This window comes from Micromonospora coxensis, assembly GCF_900090295.1.
Classification (GTDB): domain Bacteria; phylum Actinomycetota; class Actinomycetes; order Mycobacteriales; family Micromonosporaceae; genus Micromonospora; species Micromonospora coxensis.
The window spans coordinates 5206939-5222451 of record NZ_LT607753.1; the positions used below are offsets into that span (position 1 = coordinate 5206939).

The 15513-nt window shown below is 75.0% G+C and carries 13 protein-coding genes; 6 read left to right on the forward strand and 7 right to left on the reverse strand.

Features of this window, described 5'->3' with window-relative positions; translation table 11 throughout:
* Positions 1-281 precede the first annotated feature (281 nt).
* On the forward strand, positions 282-827 hold the full coding sequence (locus tag GA0070614_RS23760; RefSeq protein WP_088978041.1) for a hypothetical protein: 546 nt from the start codon (positions 282-284) through the stop codon (positions 825-827).
* Between the two features lie 71 nt (positions 828-898).
* On the opposite strand, the gene GA0070614_RS23765 is transcribed toward GA0070614_RS23760, so the two are convergent.
* The gene (locus GA0070614_RS23765; protein WP_408630707.1) at positions 899-1588 is read right to left on the reverse strand and encodes a metal-dependent transcriptional regulator; all 690 of its coding nucleotides are present in this window, start codon (positions 1586-1588) and stop codon (positions 899-901) included.
* A 160-nt stretch (positions 1589-1748) separates the two neighbouring features.
* Here GA0070614_RS23765 and GA0070614_RS23770 point away from each other — a divergent pair, with 160 nt between their 5' ends.
* The 3 genes from GA0070614_RS23770 to GA0070614_RS23780 are packed head-to-tail and all read left to right on the forward strand — an operon-like array spanning position 1749 to position 6422.
* Positions 1749-2606, forward strand: a complete 858-nt coding sequence (locus GA0070614_RS23770; protein ID WP_088978043.1) for a sulfurtransferase — start codon at positions 1749-1751, stop codon at positions 2604-2606.
* Positions 2607-2655: 49 nt separating this feature from the next.
* Positions 2656-3837: an acetoin utilization protein AcuC gene (locus GA0070614_RS23775; protein WP_088978044.1), complete on the forward strand. Its 1182-nt coding sequence runs from the start codon at positions 2656-2658 to the stop codon at positions 3835-3837.
* Positions 3834-6422: a bifunctional acetate--CoA ligase family protein/GNAT family N-acetyltransferase gene (locus GA0070614_RS23780; protein ID WP_172892623.1), complete on the forward strand. Its 2589-nt coding sequence runs from the start codon at positions 3834-3836 to the stop codon at positions 6420-6422. The genes GA0070614_RS23775 and GA0070614_RS23780 overlap by 4 nt, the downstream gene beginning before the upstream one ends.
* A gap of 117 nt (positions 6423-6539) precedes the next feature.
* Here GA0070614_RS23780 and GA0070614_RS23785 read toward each other — a convergent pair whose 3' ends face one another.
* Both GA0070614_RS23785 and sigB read right to left on the reverse strand, forming a co-directional pair.
* Positions 6540-6947 (reverse strand): VOC family protein, encoded by a 408-nt coding sequence (locus tag GA0070614_RS23785; protein ID WP_088978046.1) that lies wholly within the window; start codon positions 6945-6947, stop codon positions 6540-6542.
* 93 nt (positions 6948-7040) lie between these two features.
* Positions 7041-8057 (reverse strand): RNA polymerase sigma factor SigB, encoded by a 1017-nt coding sequence (gene sigB, locus GA0070614_RS23790; protein ID WP_408630708.1) that lies wholly within the window; start codon positions 8055-8057, stop codon positions 7041-7043.
* 213 nt (positions 8058-8270) lie between these two features.
* On the opposite strand from sigB, the gene GA0070614_RS23795 reads away from it, so the two are divergent.
* Positions 8271-9059: a sporulation protein gene (locus GA0070614_RS23795; RefSeq protein WP_088979620.1), complete on the forward strand. Its 789-nt coding sequence runs from the start codon at positions 8271-8273 to the stop codon at positions 9057-9059.
* A 146-nt stretch (positions 9060-9205) separates the two neighbouring features.
* Here GA0070614_RS23795 and dtd read toward each other — a convergent pair whose 3' ends face one another.
* Positions 9206-9628, reverse strand: a complete 423-nt coding sequence (gene dtd / locus GA0070614_RS23800; protein ID WP_088978047.1) for a D-aminoacyl-tRNA deacylase — start codon at positions 9626-9628, stop codon at positions 9206-9208.
* A 163-nt stretch (positions 9629-9791) separates the two neighbouring features.
* Positions 9792-11276, reverse strand: a complete 1485-nt coding sequence (locus GA0070614_RS23805) for a DUF7782 domain-containing protein (RefSeq protein ID WP_172892491.1) — start codon at positions 11274-11276, stop codon at positions 9792-9794.
* Positions 11277-11464: 188 nt separating this feature from the next.
* Between GA0070614_RS23805 and GA0070614_RS23810 the strand changes: the two genes are divergently transcribed.
* A complete protein-coding gene (locus GA0070614_RS23810; protein ID WP_088978049.1) occupies positions 11465-12688 on the forward strand; it encodes a S8 family peptidase in 1224 nt (407 codons plus the stop codon).
* Between the two features lie 150 nt (positions 12689-12838).
* Here the strand turns inward: GA0070614_RS23810 and GA0070614_RS23815 are convergent, their stop codons facing one another.
* Positions 12839-13915, reverse strand: a complete 1077-nt coding sequence (locus GA0070614_RS23815; protein WP_088978050.1) for an ABC transporter ATP-binding protein — start codon at positions 13913-13915, stop codon at positions 12839-12841.
* Positions 13912-15513 (reverse strand): ABC transporter permease, encoded by a 1602-nt coding sequence (locus tag GA0070614_RS23820; RefSeq protein ID WP_088978051.1) that lies wholly within the window; start codon positions 15511-15513, stop codon positions 13912-13914. The genes GA0070614_RS23815 and GA0070614_RS23820 overlap by 4 nt, the downstream gene beginning before the upstream one ends.

Consider the following 15513-nt stretch of genomic DNA (forward strand, 5'->3'; position numbering starts at 1 on the left):
ACGGTTGGTTGGATGATCCGGCCCTACTTTCACGGGTGAGTACAGGTGTAGCTGCTGCCGCTGGACAGCGGCGGCGAGCTGGTCTCTGGTTTTCGTACGCCGTTGGTCGACGTCGGCCCTCGCTTGGCTGTACTCCTCAGAGAGCGTTCTGCTCTGAGGCTTGGCCGGTACGCCGCCACGATTCTCGGTGGTCATGGCGTCTTCCATAAGACCTGATACACCCCGTACGGTGTCCGACGGACAACCGGCGGGCGCGCTCGCCGACGATCGCGGAGGTTCCCGTGCGTGTGCGGATTTGGCTGGGCGCCGCAGCAACCCTGCTGACCGCCGGCTGCGCCGGTGATCCCGCGCCGGTGGCCGTACCACCCGTGGAGCCGGTGACCGTCGAGGTGGCCGCCGCCTCCTCCGGCGGGGCGTGCACAATCCTCGACTTCGGCGTGATCGAGGAGCACACCGGCGTCCGCTTCGACGTGGCGGCGGCGAGCGACCGCAAGGACACCCGCACCTGCGTGGTCCGCGCCGAGGGCGCCACCCTGCCCGAGCTGACCCTGACCGTCACCGACACCTCGATCGACGTGGCGACCTTCACCGCCGACGTGCAGCCGGAGGGCGCGGCGAAGGTGTCGAAGCTGGGCCGGGCCGCCTACCGCCGGACGGTGGCGAAGACGGCCAAGCAGGGGCCGGCCGCCGAGGTGGGCTGGCTCGTCGAGGGTCGGCTGGCCACCCTGCGCTGGACGTGTGAGCGCGGCGCGGCGAAGGCCGACGCCGAGGAGTTGACCGGCAAGCTGGTCGACCTGGCCAGGAAGCTCGACACCCGGGCCGGGTGAGGCCCGGCGGTCGGTCACGCCGGGAGGCGGCCGGCTGCACCGGGCGAGCGTGACGGCCGAGCCGCCACCCGTCAGTGCGCGGCGACGAAGACCCGGGACGCGACCTCGCGGGGCAGCCGGATCCGCTCACCGGAGCGGTCGATCGACACCCCGTCCCGCTCCTGGGCGACGGTGACCGTGGCGCCCGGGTCGATGCCGGCGGCGTGCAGCTGGCGCAGCACGTCCGAGTCGGTCTGCACGCTCTCGCAGATCCGCTGGACCACGACCTGGCCGGAGAGGCCGGGGAAAGCGAGGTTGCGTTCGGCCTCGACGGTGTCGGCGGCTGCGGGCTCGGGCGAGCCCAGCTCCTCCAGCCCCGGGATCGGGTTGCCGTACGGCGAGCGGGTCGGCCGGTTGAGCAGGTCGTAGACCCGCTTCTCGACGGCGTCGCTCATCACGTGCTCCCAGCGGCAGGCCTCCTCGTGGGCCTCCTCGTAGGGCATCCCGATGACGTTGACCAGCAGCAGCTCGGCGAGGCGGTGCTTGCGCATCACGGAGACGGCGCTGCTGCGGCCCAGCGGGGTCAGCGCCAGGTGCCGGTCGCCCTCGACGGTGAGCAGGCCGTCGCGCTCCATCCGGGCGACGGTCTGGCTGACGGTGGGCCCGCTCTGCCGCAGCCGCTCGGCGATCCGCGCGCGCAGCGGCGGCACACCCTCCTCCTCCAGTTCGAGGATGGTGCGAAGGTACATCTCGGTCGTGTCGACAAGATCATGTCGGGCCATCGTTACCACCTCTCCTCGGAGGTGACTACGCCCTCAATCGTGTCGATCAGATCGTGTTCCACGTCAGCGGCCCTCCGGTGCACGATGCTACCCCGGCCGTCCGACGGACCGTCGGTGCCGAACCGCGAGGTCGCTGCCCGGATGGTGTTGACTGGACGCCATGTCCGGAACCGAGACGCCGCTGATCGAGTCCGGACAGCTCGCCGCCGAGCTGTCCGGGCCCGAGCCGCCCACCCTGCTCGACGTACGCTGGCGGCTCGCCGGCCCGCCCGGGCGTGACGACTACGCCGCCGGCCACCTGCCCGGCGCGGTCTTCGTCGACCTGGACACCGCGCTCTGCGGCCCGCCCGGCGCCGCTGGCCGGCACCCGCTGCCCGACCCGGCCGCACTGCAGGCCGCGCTGCGGGCCGCCGGCGTGCGCGCCGGTCACCCCGTCGTCGTGTACGACGGCGGCGACGGCATGGCCGCCGCCCGCGCCTGGTGGACCCTGCGCTGGGCCGGCCACCGGCAGGTACGCCTGCTGCACGGCGGCTGGCCGGCCTGGCTCGCCGCCGGGCTGCCTACCTCCACCGAGGTGCCGACCCCGGCCCCGGGCGACGTGGCCGTCCGCCCCGGTGCCCTGCCGGTGCTGGACACCGCCGCCGCGGCGGCTCTGGCGGCGGCCGACGAGGGGGTGCTGCTGGACGTGCGGGCCGCGCCCCGCTACCGGGGTGAGATGGAGCCGATCGACCCGGTCGCCGGGCACGTGCCCGGCGCGGTGAACCTCCCCGCGCCGCAGTACGTCACCGACGGTCGTTTCCCGTCCGCCGAGGCGCTGCGCGAGCGGTTCGCCGCCGTCGGGGTGACCGGGGACGCCCCGGTCGGGGCGTACTGCGGGTCGGGGGTGACCGCCGCGCAGGCGGTGCTCGCCCTGCACCTGGCCGGCCGGCCGGACGCCGCGCTCTACGTCGGCTCGTGGAGTGAGTGGGTGGCCGACCCGTCCCGTCCGGTGGCGACGGGGGAGACGCCACGGCCGTGAGCCCGCGCGTGCCGTCGGCGGCCGACGGCGCTCGTGCGACGATGACCTCATGTCGGACGACACGGTGGTGGTGTGGGACGAGTCCCTGCTCGCCTACGACATGGGCGAGCACCCGCTGGATCCGGTCCGGGTCGAGCTGACCGTCGCGCTCGCCCGCGAGCTGGGCGTGCTCGACCGGCCGGGGGTCCGGCTGGTCCGGCCCGAGCCGGCCGCCGACGCGCTGCTCACCCGGGTGCACCTGCCCGACTACCTGGACGCGGTCCGGGTCGCCCCGCACGACCCGCTCTTCGCCGGGTACGGGCTGGGCACCTCGGACAACCCGGTCTTCGCCGGGATGCACGAGTCCAGCGCCTTGATCACCGGGGCCAGCGTGGCCGCCGCCGAGGCGGTCTGGCGGGGCGAGGCCCGTCGCGCGGTCAACGTCGCCGGTGGGCTGCACCACGCCATGCCCGACCGGGCCGCCGGGTTTTGCGTCTACAACGACCCGGCCGTGGCCATCGCCCGGCTGCTCGACCTCGGCGCGGAGCGGGTCGCGTACGTGGACGTGGACGTGCACCACGGCGACGGCGTGCAGGAGATCTTCTACCACGACCCCCGGGTGCTCACGGTCAGCGTGCACGAGACCCCGCTGGCGCTCTTCCCCGGCACCGGGTTCCCCGACGAGACCGGCGGCCCCGGCGCGGAGGGCACCGCGGTCAACCTGCCCCTGCCGCCCGGGGTGAGCGACGCCGGCTGGCAGCGCGCCTTCCACGCGGTCGTGCCCTCGGTGCTGCGGGCGTTCCGGCCGCAGATCCTCGTCACCCAGTGCGGCGCCGACGGGCACCGCCTCGACCCGCTGGCCGACCTGCACCTGTCCGTGGACGGGCAGCGCGCCACCTACCTGGCGCTGCGGGCGCTGGCCGACGAACTCTGCGAGGGCCGGTGGGTGGCCACCGGCGGCGGCGGGTACGCCCTGGCCGAGGTGGTGCCCCGGGCCTGGACGCACCTGCTCGCGGTGGCCACCGGCGCGCCGATCGAGCCGGCCACGCTGACTCCGCCGAGCTGGCGCGAGCTGGCCGCCCGGCGGCTGCCCGGCAGCCGGATCCCGCTGCGGATGACCGACGACGTCGACCCGTCGTACGAGCCGTGGCAGCCCACCGGCGAGCCGAACTCGGTGGACCGGGCCGTCGCGGCCACCCGCAAGGCGGTCTTCCCGCTGCTCGGGCTCGATCCGCACGACCCGCGCGACTGAGCGGTGACCTGGGAGGAGACCGACCGGTGACCACCACCGTGGACCAGCCGGTGGACGTGCTGCTCAGCGACGGGACGACCGTCCAGCTGCGCCCGATCCGCCCGGACGACGCCCCGGAGATCGTGGCGATGCACTCGCGCTTCTCCGAGCGCACCCGCTACCTGCGGTACTTCTCGCCGTACCCGCGCATCCCGGAGCGGGACCTGCAACGGTTCGTCAACGTCGACCACCGCGACCGGGAGGCGTTCGTGGTGCTCGCCGGTGGCCGGATCGTCGCCGTCGGCCGGTACGAGCGGCTCGGCCCGCAGGCGCCGGAGGCGGAGGTCGCGTTCGTCGTCGAGGACGCCTACCAGGGCCGGGGGATCGGCTCGGTGCTGCTGGAGCACCTGGCCGCCGCCGCCAGCCGCTACGGCATCGTCCACTTCGTCGCCGAGGTGCTGCCCGCCAACGGTGCGATGCTGCGGGTCTTCGCCGACTTCGGCTACCAGGTGCAGCGCCAGTACGCCGACGGCGTGGTGCACCTGACCTTCCCGATCGCCCCCACCGAGGCGACCCTGGAGGTGCAGCGCGGCCGGGAGCACCGCACCGAGGCGCGGTCGATCGCCCGGCTGCTCGCCCCGCGCGGCATCGCCGTCTACGGGGCCAGCGCCACCGGGCAGGGGGTGGGCGCGGCCGTCCTCGGTCACCTGCGCGACGGTGGCTACACCGGCGCGATCGTCCCGGTGCACCCGAGCGCGACCACCGTGGCCGGGCTGCCCGCGTACCCCTCGGCGGCCGACGCCGGGCACGAGATCGACCTGGCGGTCGTCGCGGTGTCCCCGGAGGCGGCGCCCACGGTGGTCGCCGACGCGGCCGCCGCCGGGGTGCACGGCCTGGTGGTCATCTCCGCCGGCTTCGCCGAGGCCGGCGCCGAGGGCGCGGCGGCGCAGCGGGCGCTGGTGCGGGCCGCGCACGCCGCCGGCATGCGGGTCGTCGGCCCGAACTGCCTGGGCGTGGCGAACACCGACGAGAAGGTACGCCTCAACGCCACCCTCGCCCCGGCCCTGCCCGCGCCCGGCCGGGTCGGCCTGTTCAGCCAGTCCGGCGTGTTCGGGGTGGCGCTGCTCGCCGAGGCGCACCGGCGTGGGCTGGGGCTGTCCAGCTTCGTCTCCGCCGGCAACCGGGCCGACGTCTCCGGCAACGACCTGTTGCAGTACTGGCAGGACGACCCGGGCACCGACGTGATCCTGCTCTACCTGGAGACCTTCGGCAATCCGCGCAAGTTCGCCCGGCTGGCCCGGCGGATCGGCCGGGACAAGCCGGTGGTGGCGCTCGCCTCGCTGGCCCGCCCGGTCGGGCTGGGCGACGGGCCGGCGCTGGACGAGGCCGCGGTGAGCGCGCTCTTCGCCCAGTCCGGGGTGATCCGGGTGGACACGGTCGCCGAGTTGCTCGACGTCGGCGTGCTCCTGGCCCACCAGCCGCTGCCCGCCGGCCCCCGGGTCGCCGTGGTGGGCAACTCCTCGGCGCTGACCGGGCTCGCCGCCACCGCCTGCGCCGCCCAGGGGCTGGTCCTCGCCGACGGGTACCCGCGCGACGTCGGCCCGCACGCCGGGGCGGCCGAGTTCACCACGGCGCTGGCCGAGTCGGCCGCCGACGAGGGCGTCGACGCCCTGGTCGCCGTATTCGCCCCGCCGTTGCCGGGGCAGCTCACCGCCGAGGAGGCGGACTTCACCGCCGCGCTGCCGGCCGCGCTCGCCGCCGGCAAGCCCACCGTGGCGACGTTCCTCGCCGGCCGGGTGCCGGCCGGGGTGCCGGCGTACCCGAGTGTCGAGGAGGCGGTCCGGGCGCTGGGCCGGGTCACCTCGTACGCCGGCTGGCTGCGCCGGGATCCGGGGACGCCGCCCGAGCTGTCCCGGGTGGACCCGGACGCCGGGCAGGCCGCGCTGCGCGCCGACCCGTCCGACCCGGCCGGGCTGCTCGCCGCGTACGGGATCGACCTGGTCGGGTCGGCCCCGGCGATGACGGCCGACGAGGCGGTCGCGGCGGCGGGGCGGCTGGGCTGGCCGGTCGCGCTCAAGGCCGCCGCCCCCGGCCTGCGGCACCGCCTCGACCTCGGCGCGGTCCGTCTCGACCTGGCCGACGAGGCCGCGCTGCGACGCGCGTACGCCGAGATGGCCCCGGTGTTCGGCCCGGAGGTGCTGGTCCAGCCGATGGTCCCGCCCGGGGTGGCCTGCGTGGTCGAGCTGATGGAGGATCCGGCGTTCGGTCCGGTGGTCGGCTTCGGTCTCGGCGGTGTGGCCACCGAGCTGCTCGGCGACCGGGCCTGGCGGGCGGTGCCGCTGACCGACCGGGACGCCGCCGAGCTGGTCGACGAGCCGCGGGCCGCGCCGCTGCTGCGCGGGCACCGGGGTGCTGCCCCGGTCGACCGGGCCGCCCTGGCCGACCTGCTGCTGCGGGTGGGGCGGCTCGCCGACGAGCAGCCCCGGGTGCGCTCGCTGACCCTCAACCCGGTGCTGGCCCGGCCGGACGGCATCTCGGTGCTGCACGCCACCGTCCGGGTCGGTACGGCCGGCGCCCGCCCGGACACCGGCCCCCGCCGACTCTGAGCCGCCCGGCCTGGTCGACGGTCCCTGCCCGCTGCCGACTCTGCGCGCTCCGCCCGGTCGACGGAACCCGGCCGCCGTCACCGTCCGGGGCGGCGGCGGCCGGGTGGCGGCGCGGGATCAGGCGCGGTCGGAGATCTGCTGCACGGACCAGGAGTTGCCGTCCGGGTCGTCGAAGAAGAGGAAGCCGACGTTGTCCAGCGGGTGCGGCGTCGGGCGGGGGTTGTCCCCCATCTTCGTGATCTCGCTGACCTCGACCCCCCGCTCGACCAGCTCCGCGCGGGCCTCCTCCAGGTCGGGCACGACCAGTTGGATGCCCTTGAGCGAGCCGGGCTCCATCGTCGGCAGCGGCCCGTTGCCGATCACGATGGAGCAGCCCGACCCGGGGGGTGTGAGCTGCACTATCCGCCCGTCGTCGCCCATCTTGGTGTCGTGGTCGACGGCGAAGCCGAGCCGCTCGGCGTAGAACTCCTTGGCCCGGTCCACGTCGGAGACCGGCACCACCACCACTTCCAGTGTCCAGTTCATACGTCCGACCCTGCCCGATCCGTACGCCGTTGCGAAGCCGGCACACCGTGAAGGCCCCGGCGAACCGCCGGGGCCTTCCGTTCCGGGGTGGGGTCAGCAGGCGTACGCCTCCAGCCGCTGCGCCCGCTCCGGGGCGCGCAGCTTCAGCAGGGTCACCTTCTCGATCTGCCGGATCCGCTCCCGGGACAGGCCGAACTCCCGGCCCACCTCGTCCAGGGTGCGCTGCCGGCCGTCGTCCAGGCCGAACCGGAGCCGGATCACGGCCTGCTCCCGCTGGGAGAGGGTGGCCAGCACGATCCGCACCTCGTTGCGCAGCTCGCCGTCGGCGGCGGCGTCGGCCGGCTCCGCGTTCGGGTCCACGGCGGCGACGAAGTCGCCGAGCGCGCTCTCGCCGTCCTCGCCGACGGCCTGGTCCAGGCTGACCGGCTCCCGGTCGTACGAGATCAGCTCGATCACCTGGAACTCGGGGATCTCCAGCGCCCGCGCCACCTCGGCGACGGTGGGCTCCCGGCCCAGCGTGACCGACAGCTCGCGGCGTACCCGGACCATCCGGTTGACCTGCTCGACCATGTGCACCGGGATCCGGATGGTGCGGGCCTGGTCGGCCATGGCGCGGGTGATCGCCTGGCGGATCCACCAGGTGGCGTACGTGGAGAACTTGTAGCCCTTGGCGTAGTCGAACTTCTCCACCGCGCGGATGAGGCCCAGGTTGCCCTCCTGGATCAGGTCCAGGAACGCCATCCCGCGTCCGGTGTAGCGCTTGGCGATGCTCACCACCAGCCGCAGGTTCGCCTCCAGCAGGTGGTCCTTGGCGGCGCGGCCCTGCGCGACGATCAGCTCCAGGTCGGCCCGCAGCTCCGAGGAGACCGGGGTGCACGTGGAGAGCTTCTCCTCGGCGAACAGCCCCGCCTCGATCCGCTTGGCCAGCTCCACCTCCTGCGCCGCGGTGAGCAGCTTGGTGCGGCCGATGCCGTTGAGGTACGCCCGGACCAGGTCCGTGGAGACGCCGCGCTCGTCGGTGGCGTCGAGGTCGGTGAGGGACTCCGTGCCGAGGCCGGCGTCGATGGTGGCGGCCGGGCGCGTCTGGTGTTCGATCATCTGCAGGGCCATCTCAGTCTCTCCCCGTGTCCGCTTCTGTGCCGCGTCACCGGCCCAGTGGTGCCGGTGATGAACAGCTCTCCAACCGGGGCGTGAAACGGGAGTGAGGCGATCGGGGACCCGACAGCGTTACGTCAGGGTGTCCTGCGTCACGTCTGTTGCCGGGGGCGGTTACCGTGCCAGCGGTCGGCCATCGGGGCCGGCGACGAAGCGATGGAGGACGTGGTGGTCTTCAAGCGGCTCATGCAGGCGATGGGTGTCGGTGGCCCCTCCGTGGAGACGGTGCTGGCCAACCCGCACTGCCGGCCGGGCGGCCAGCTGGAGGGGCGGATCCAGGTGGCCGGCGGCGACCACGGCGTCGACATCTCCTACGTGGCGCTCGGCCTGGTCACCCGGGTCGAGGTGGAGGGCGCCGACTCCGAGTACAACACCACCCAGGAGTTCGCCCGGCAGCAGGTGACCGGCCCGTTCCGGCTGGAGGCGGGGCAGCGCTACGACGTCCCGTTCCGCTTCCCGGTGCCCTGGGAGACCCCACTGACCGACCTGTACGGCCAGCGCCTGCACGGCATGACGATGGGGCTGCGCACCGAGCTGGAGGTGGCCCGGTCGGTCGACTCCGGTGACCTGGACGCGGTGTCGGTGCACCCGCTGCCGGCGCAGGAGCGGCTGCTGGAGGCGTTGCTGCGGCTGGGCTTCCGGTTCGCCCGCGCCGACGTCGAGCGGGGGCACATCTACGGCGTACGGCAGAGCCTGCCGTTCTACCAGGAGATCGAGTTCTTCCCCGCCCCGCAGTACGCCCGCGCGATCAACCAGCTGGAGCTGACCTTCGTCACCGAGCCGCGGCAGACCCAGGTGGTGCTGGAGATCGACAAGCGGGGCGGTGTCCTCGCCGAGGGCCGCGACGCCTTCGGCCGCTTCACCGTCGACCACGCCACCGTGGACACCATCGACTGGGCCGCCCAGCTCGACGCCTGGATCCGCCAGTCAGTCCAACGCCGCGGCCTCTTCTTCTAACCCCCACCCCGCCCCCCGGGTCCGCCCCGGCGCACCTCGTTGATCATGAAGTTATTGCCGCGACACGCCGGAGCGGCGGGCAACAACTTCATGATCGACAGGGGTCGGGTCTGGTTGGGTCGGGGGAGGGGGCGGGAGGGGGAGGGTTAGAGGTCGAGGAGGATGGTGCGGGGGCCGACGTTGACGCTCTCGACGAGCATGTGGGCGCGGAAGCGGCCGGTCTCGACCTTCGCGCCGCGCTCGCGCAGCGCCTCGACGACGGCGGTCACCAGGGGCTCGGCCAGCTCGGCCGGGGCGGCGGCGGTCCAGGTCGGACGTCTGCCCTTGCGGGCGTCGCCGTAGAGGGTGAACTGGCTGACCACCAGCACCGGGGCGCCGGTGTCGGCGGCGCTGCGCTCCTCGTCCAGGATCCGCAGCTCGTGGATCTTGCGGGCCATGGTCTGCGCCACCTGCGGGGTGTCCGCGTGGGTCACCCCGAGCAGCACCAGCAGGCCGTCGGCGATCTCGCCGACCACCTCGCCGTCGACCGTCACGCTGGCCCGGCTCACCGTCTGCACCACCGCCCGCATCAGCGGATCCCCCTTCGACCGCCCGACGCCACCGTCACCGTCGCCGCCCGGACCTCGGGCCCGTCGGGCAGGGCCACCGGAGCCGCCCGCGTCACCGACGCCACCGTCACCGTCGCCGTCCGGACCTCGGGCCCGTCGGGCAGGGCCACCGGAGCCGCCCGCGTCACGGCGTCACCGGTTCGATGATGCCGCGCTCCACGAGGTGCGCCACGATCGGGCCGGCGGCCTCGGCCAGCTCCTCCGGGGCGACGTCGTGGGCGGCGGCCAGCAGGGCGAGCTGGTCGCGCAGCGGCAGCCGGCCGTCCGCCCCGCCGACCAGGGCCAGCACCAGCGGGTCGACCTCCTCGGTCCAGCGCAGCCCGTGCGGCATCGCGAGGACCTGCCGGTCCACCGCCCAGCCCTCGTCGCCCATGGTGGCCTCCTGCCGGAGCTGGAGCCCGTCGGCGGCCCGGTAGCGCTCGGCGAGCAGCGCGTCGGTGTCGCGTACCCGCAGGAAGTCCTGGCGGTCGAACCAGGCGGCGATCCGCTCGCCCATCGGCGGCTCCACCCGCTGGCGCAGGTCCTCCACCCGGACCACCGGGTCGTCGTGGCCGGCTCGGCGCAGCGAGACGATGCCGAAGCCGATCGCCTCCACCTTGTGCGCGTCGAACCAGTCCAGCCAGGCGGCCATCCGCTGCGGGTCGGCGGCCTCGCCCACGTCGGTGAGCCAGAGGTTGACGTACGCCATCGGGTCGGCCACCTCGCGCTGGATCACCCACGCGTCCAGCCCGGTGCCGGCGAACCAGCCGGCCACCCGCTCGTCCCACTCCTCGCCGGCCACGTGCACCCAGTTCGCCAGGTACTGCATGGTGCCGCCCTCGGTGAGCAGGTCCGGCGCGGCGGCGGCCAGCTCGGCGCCGATCGCGTCCCCGACCCGGCCCGAGTCGCGGTAGACGTGCGTGGTGGTGCCGGGGCCGACCACGAACGGCGGGTTGCTCACCACCAGGTCGAAGCGGCGTCCGGCGACCGGGGCGACCATGTCGCCGCGCAGCAGCTCCCAGTCCTGGCCGTTGAGGGCGGCGGTGGTGGCGGCGAAGCGCAGCGCCCGCTCGGAGACGTCGGTCGCGGTGACGGCCTCGGCGTGGGTGGCCAGGTGCAGGGCCTGTACGCCGGAGCCGGTGCCCAGGTCCAGCGCGGTGCGCACCGGCCGGCGCACGGTGGCCCCGATCAGCGTCTGGGTGGCCCCGCCGATGCCGAGCACGTGCTCGGCGTGCAGTGGTCGGCCCGGCCTGGCACTGGCCGGCACGTCGGCGAGTACCCACCAGTCGTCCCCGTACGGCTCCAGGTCGACCCCGGCGCGCAGGCCGTCGCCGTGCCGCTCGACCAGCCCGCCGGCGAGCGCCTCCTCGATCGCCAGGGGAGCGAGGGCGGCGGCCACCGTCGCCTCGGACTCGGTCTGGTCGCAGATGAACACCCGGATCAGGGTGGCGAGCGGGTCGCGGTCCTCGGTGGCGCGCAGCGCGGCCCGGAAGTCGTTGCGGGCCACCCCGCCGGTGGCCTGCGGGCCGAGCCGGCCGGCGATGCCGTTGGAGGTGAAGCCGGCCCGGTCCAGCGCGGTCCGCAGCGCCTCGACGCCGGCCGGGGAGAGCAGCATGTCGTGTCGTTCCACGGGGTCATCCTGCCCTCCCGTGGTCCCTCGTCGACCGTCACCCGCGACATCCATACCGCTACCTTGATTGATAGACTGGTATCTCTTTCATGTTCCTCGATGCGTGACTAGCATCTGCTCCAACATCCGTCGATGGGCGTCCCGGCGGTCATCAGCCCGCCCGGACGCACCGGATAGGGAGTCAGACGATGTCAGCTGTGCCCGTTGCCCGGCGCCGCGTGATCCGCGCGTTCGCCGTGACGGCCGCCGCGACGGCCCTCGCCGCCGCCGCCTCCACCCCTGCCCTCGCCGCCCCCACCGGCCAGATCCGCTACGCCGGCGCGGCGGACGCGATCAGCGGCAGCTACCTGGTCGTGCTCAAGAGCGACGCGGTCGGGGCCGCCAACAGCCTCGCCGCCCGCACGGCCGTGCCGGACCGCGCCACCGGCCTGGTCAAGCGGTACGGCGGCAGCGTCGGCGACGTGTACGACGCCGCGCTGACCGGCTTCAGCGCCAAGATGAGCGTCGGTCAGGCCCGCCGGCTCGCCGCCGACCCGTCGGTCGCGTACGTCGAGCAGGACCGGGTGGTGACCGCCCAGGCCACCCAGTCGAACCCGCCGTCCTGGGGGCTGGACCGCATCGACCAGCGCAGCCTGCCGCTGAGCCGCAGCTACACGTACCCGAACACGGCCTCGAACGTGCGGGCGTACATCATCGACACCGGCATCCGGACCACGCACACCGACTTCGGCGGCCGGGCGAGCTGGGGCACCAACACCGTCGACAGCAACAACACCGACTGCAACGGCCACGGCACCCACGTCGCCGGCACCGTCGGCGGCACCCGGTACGGCGTGGCCAAGGGCGTGCGCCTGGTCGCGGTCAAGGTGCTCAACTGCTCCGGCAGCGGCAGCACCACCGGCGTGGTCAACGGCATCAACTGGGTGACCCGCAACGCGGTCAGGCCGGCGGTGGCCAACATGAGCCTCGGCGGCGGCGCCAGCACCTCGATCGACAGCGCGGTGAACAGCTCCATCAGCGCCGGGATCAGCTACGTCGTCGCGGCCGGCAACTCCAACGCCAACGCGTGCAGCTACTCCCCGGCCCGGGTCGCCGCGGCGATCACCGTCGGCTCCACCACCAGCACCGACGCCCGCTCGTCCTTCTCGAACTACGGCTCCTGCGTGGACATCTTCGCCCCCGGATCGAGCATCGTGTCGGCGTACCGGACCAGTGACACCGCCACCAGCACGCTGAGCGGCACCTCGATGGCCTCGCCGCACGTGGCCGGCGCCGCCGCCCTCGTGCTCTCGGCCAACCCGTCGTACAGCCCGGCGCAGGTGGCCAGCTCGCTGACCACCAACGCCACCACCGGCAAGGTGACCAGCCCCGGCTCGGGCTCGCCGAACCGGCTGCTCTTCGTCGTGAACTGACGACCGCACCGACGCGGCCCGGTGGACCCCACCCCTGTCCACCGGGCCGCGTCCCGTCGTGTGCCGGCGACCGACCCGGATTGCGGCGTGTCGCGGTGTCCCGAGCCCGGGACACCGCGACACGCCGCAACCGGAGTGGAGCCGGGTCGGTCAGCCGACCGGGAGGGCCGGCGCGTCCACCGGGGCGGGGCTGGGCGGGGCCGGCCAGGCCCGGGCCCGGCCCTCGACGTGCACCGCCACCTCGGCGCCCACCGGGGCCGGGTCGGCGCAGTCCCAGGTCCGGGCGGTGACCCGGGTGCCGTCGGCCAGCCGCAGGGCGATCAGCGCGTCGTGGCCGTGGAAGTCGTGGCGCAGCACCGTCGCGGTCACCGCCGCCTCCGCCGTCACCGGGGTGAGGCGCAACTGCTCGGGACGGACCAGGACGGTCACCGGCCCGTCCGCCGTGGCCCCCGCGATCGGCAGGAGGCCCAGCGGGGTACGGGCGGCGCCGTCGGTGGCTACCGCCGGCAGCAGCACCGCGTCGCCGACGAACCCGGCGACCCACTGGTCGGCCGGCTCCCGGTAGAGGACGGTGGGGGAGCCGCTCTGCACGACCCGACCCGAGCGGAGCACCACCACCCGGTCGGCCACCGACAGGGCCTCGCCCTGGTCGTGGGTGACCAGCACGGCGGTCGCCCCGTCGGCCCGCAGCGCCTCGCGGATGTCGTGCCGCAGCCCGGCCCGCAGCCCCGCGTCGAGCGCGCTGAACGGCTCGTCGAGCAGCACCAGCGACGGCCGTGGGGCGAGCGCCCGGGCCACCGCGACCCGCTGCTGCTGGCCGCCGGAGAGCTGGTGCGGCATCCGGTCGCCGTACCCGGCCAGCCCGACCAGGGCCAGCACCTCGTCCACCCGGTCACCGTGCCGGGCCGCGCGGTCCAGGCCGTACGCGACGTTGGCGGCCACCGTCAGGTGCGGGAAGAGCGCACCCTCCTGGGGCACCACGGCGATCCGGCGGCGGTGCGCCGGCAGGTGCCGGCCCGGGCCGGCCACCAGGTCCCCGTGCACCCGGATGGTGCCGGCGTCCAGCCGCTCGAAGCCGGCCAGGCAGCGCAGCAGGGTGGTCTTGCCGCAGCCGGACGGGCCCAGCACGGCGGTCAGCGCGCCGGCCGGGACGGTGAGGTCCACCCCGTCCAGCGCGGTCACCGGGCCGTACCGCTTGACCACCCCGGTCAGTACGACCTCGCTCATCGGTCCTCCTTGTCGAGCAGGCCGCCGCGGGCGACCAGCCACCAGGTGGGCAGCGCCGAGATGGCCACCAGCAGCGCCGCGTACGGGGCGGCGGCCGCGTACGCCCCGACGGAGGTGGCCGTCCACAGCTCGGTGGCGAGCGTGTCCGTGCCGGTCGGGCGCAGCAGCAGGGTGGCCGGGAGTTCCTTCATGCCGGTGAGGAAGACCAGCGCCGCGCCGGCCCCGATGCCGGGCAGGGTCAGCGGCAGGGTGACCGTGCGCAGCACGGCCAGCGGCCCCCGGCCCAGCGATCGGGCCACCTCCTCCAGGCCGGGCGGGGCCTGGGCGGCGGCGCCGGCGACCGAGCCCACCGCCAGCGGCAGGAAGAGGGCGGCGTAGGCGAGCGCCAGCAGCCACGACGTCTGGTACAGCGGGCGGGCCACGGTGATGCCGAAGAAGATCAGCGACAGCCCGATCACCACGCCGGGCAGCGCGTGGGCCAGGTAGGCGAGCCGGTCCAGCACGGTGGCGACCGGGCCGGGGGCGCGGGCGGTGAGCAGCCCCAGCGGCAGGGCCAGCAGCATGGTCAGGGCCGCTCCGGCCAGCGAGATCCACAGCGAGTTGCCGGCGGCGGTGGCGACCTCGGTCAGCGCCCCCGGGCGGGACACGCCGCTGACCAGCCGGCGGGCCAGGCTCACCGCCGGCACGCCGAGCGCCAGCGCGGCGACCGCGACCAGCGCCGCGAGGGCCGGCCAGCGGGCCGCGCCGAGCCGCAGCCGGGTGGCCGGGCGACGGGCGCCGCCGAGTCGGGCGTACCGGGCGCCGCGTCGGCGGGTGGCCGTCTCGCCGGCCAGCAGCAGCACGGTCAGCGCCACCAGCACGCAGGAGAGCACCAGCGCGCCGGTGCGGTCGAAGCCCAGGTCGAAGGCGACGAAGATGGCCCGGGTGAAGGTGTCCGCCCGCAGGATCGACACCGCGCCGAAGTCGGCCAGCACGTAGAGCGCGACCAGCAGCGCCCCGGCGGCGGTCGCCGGGCGGATCTGGCGCAGCGTGACGTCGGTGAAGGTGCGCCAGTCGCCCCGGCCGAGCGAGCGGGAGACCTCCTCCTGCGCCGGGTCCGCGCCGCGCAGGGCGGCCGCGACGGGCAGGAAGACGTACGGGTAGGAGCAGAGGGTCAGCACCAGCGCCGCCGGCCAGAACCCCTCCAGGCGGTCGACGGTGGAGACCCAGGCGAAGGCGGCGATGTAGGTGGGCACGGCCAGCGGCAGCGCGGCGAGCACCGCGAAGAACCGCCGGCCGGGCAGGTCGGTGCGGGTGACCAGCCAGGCGGTGCCCACCCCGAGCACCACGCAGGCGGTGGTGACCACGGCGGCCAGCCCGAGGCTGCGGGCCGCGAGCAGCCCGACCCGCTCGGTCCACAGTTCCGCGCCGATCCGCGTGGCGCCGGCCTCGGCGGTGCGTACCGCGAGGTAGACCAGCGGGACCAGGGCCACGGCGACCGCGGCGGTCGAGGCCACCAGCAGCGCCGGGCGCGGGGCGAGCCGCCGCCACCGCCCGGGTACGCCGAAACGGGCCGGCCCGGGTCGGGCCGGCCCCGCGTCGGGGGTGGTGACGGTCAT

Excerpts from the sequence above, each read along its gene's own strand:
- GA0070614_RS23810 (WP_088978049.1), top strand. The coding sequence starts at position 11,465 with ATGTCAGCTGTGCCCGTTGCCCGGCGCCGCGTGATCCGCGCGTTCGCC.
- GA0070614_RS23785 (WP_088978046.1), bottom strand. The coding sequence starts at position 6,947 with ATGAACTGGACACTGGAAGTGGTGGTGGTGCCGGTCTCCGACGTGGAC.
- GA0070614_RS23765 (WP_408630707.1), bottom strand. The coding sequence starts at position 1,588 with ATGGCCCGACATGATCTTGTCGACACGACCGAGATGTACCTTCGCACC.
- sigB (WP_408630708.1), bottom strand. The coding sequence starts at position 8,057 with ATGGCCCTGCAGATGATCGAACACCAGACGCGCCCGGCCGCCACCATC.
- GA0070614_RS23815 (WP_088978050.1), bottom strand. The coding sequence starts at position 13,915 with ATGAGCGAGGTCGTACTGACCGGGGTGGTCAAGCGGTACGGCCCGGTG.
- GA0070614_RS23775 (WP_088978044.1), top strand. The coding sequence starts at position 2,656 with ATGTCGGACGACACGGTGGTGGTGTGGGACGAGTCCCTGCTCGCCTAC.
- dtd (WP_088978047.1), bottom strand. The coding sequence starts at position 9,628 with ATGCGGGCGGTGGTGCAGACGGTGAGCCGGGCCAGCGTGACGGTCGAC.
- GA0070614_RS23820 (WP_088978051.1), bottom strand. The coding sequence starts at position 15,513 with ATGACCGTCACCACCCCCGACGCGGGGCCGGCCCGACCCGGGCCGGCC.
- GA0070614_RS23770 (WP_088978043.1), top strand. The coding sequence starts at position 1,749 with ATGTCCGGAACCGAGACGCCGCTGATCGAGTCCGGACAGCTCGCCGCC.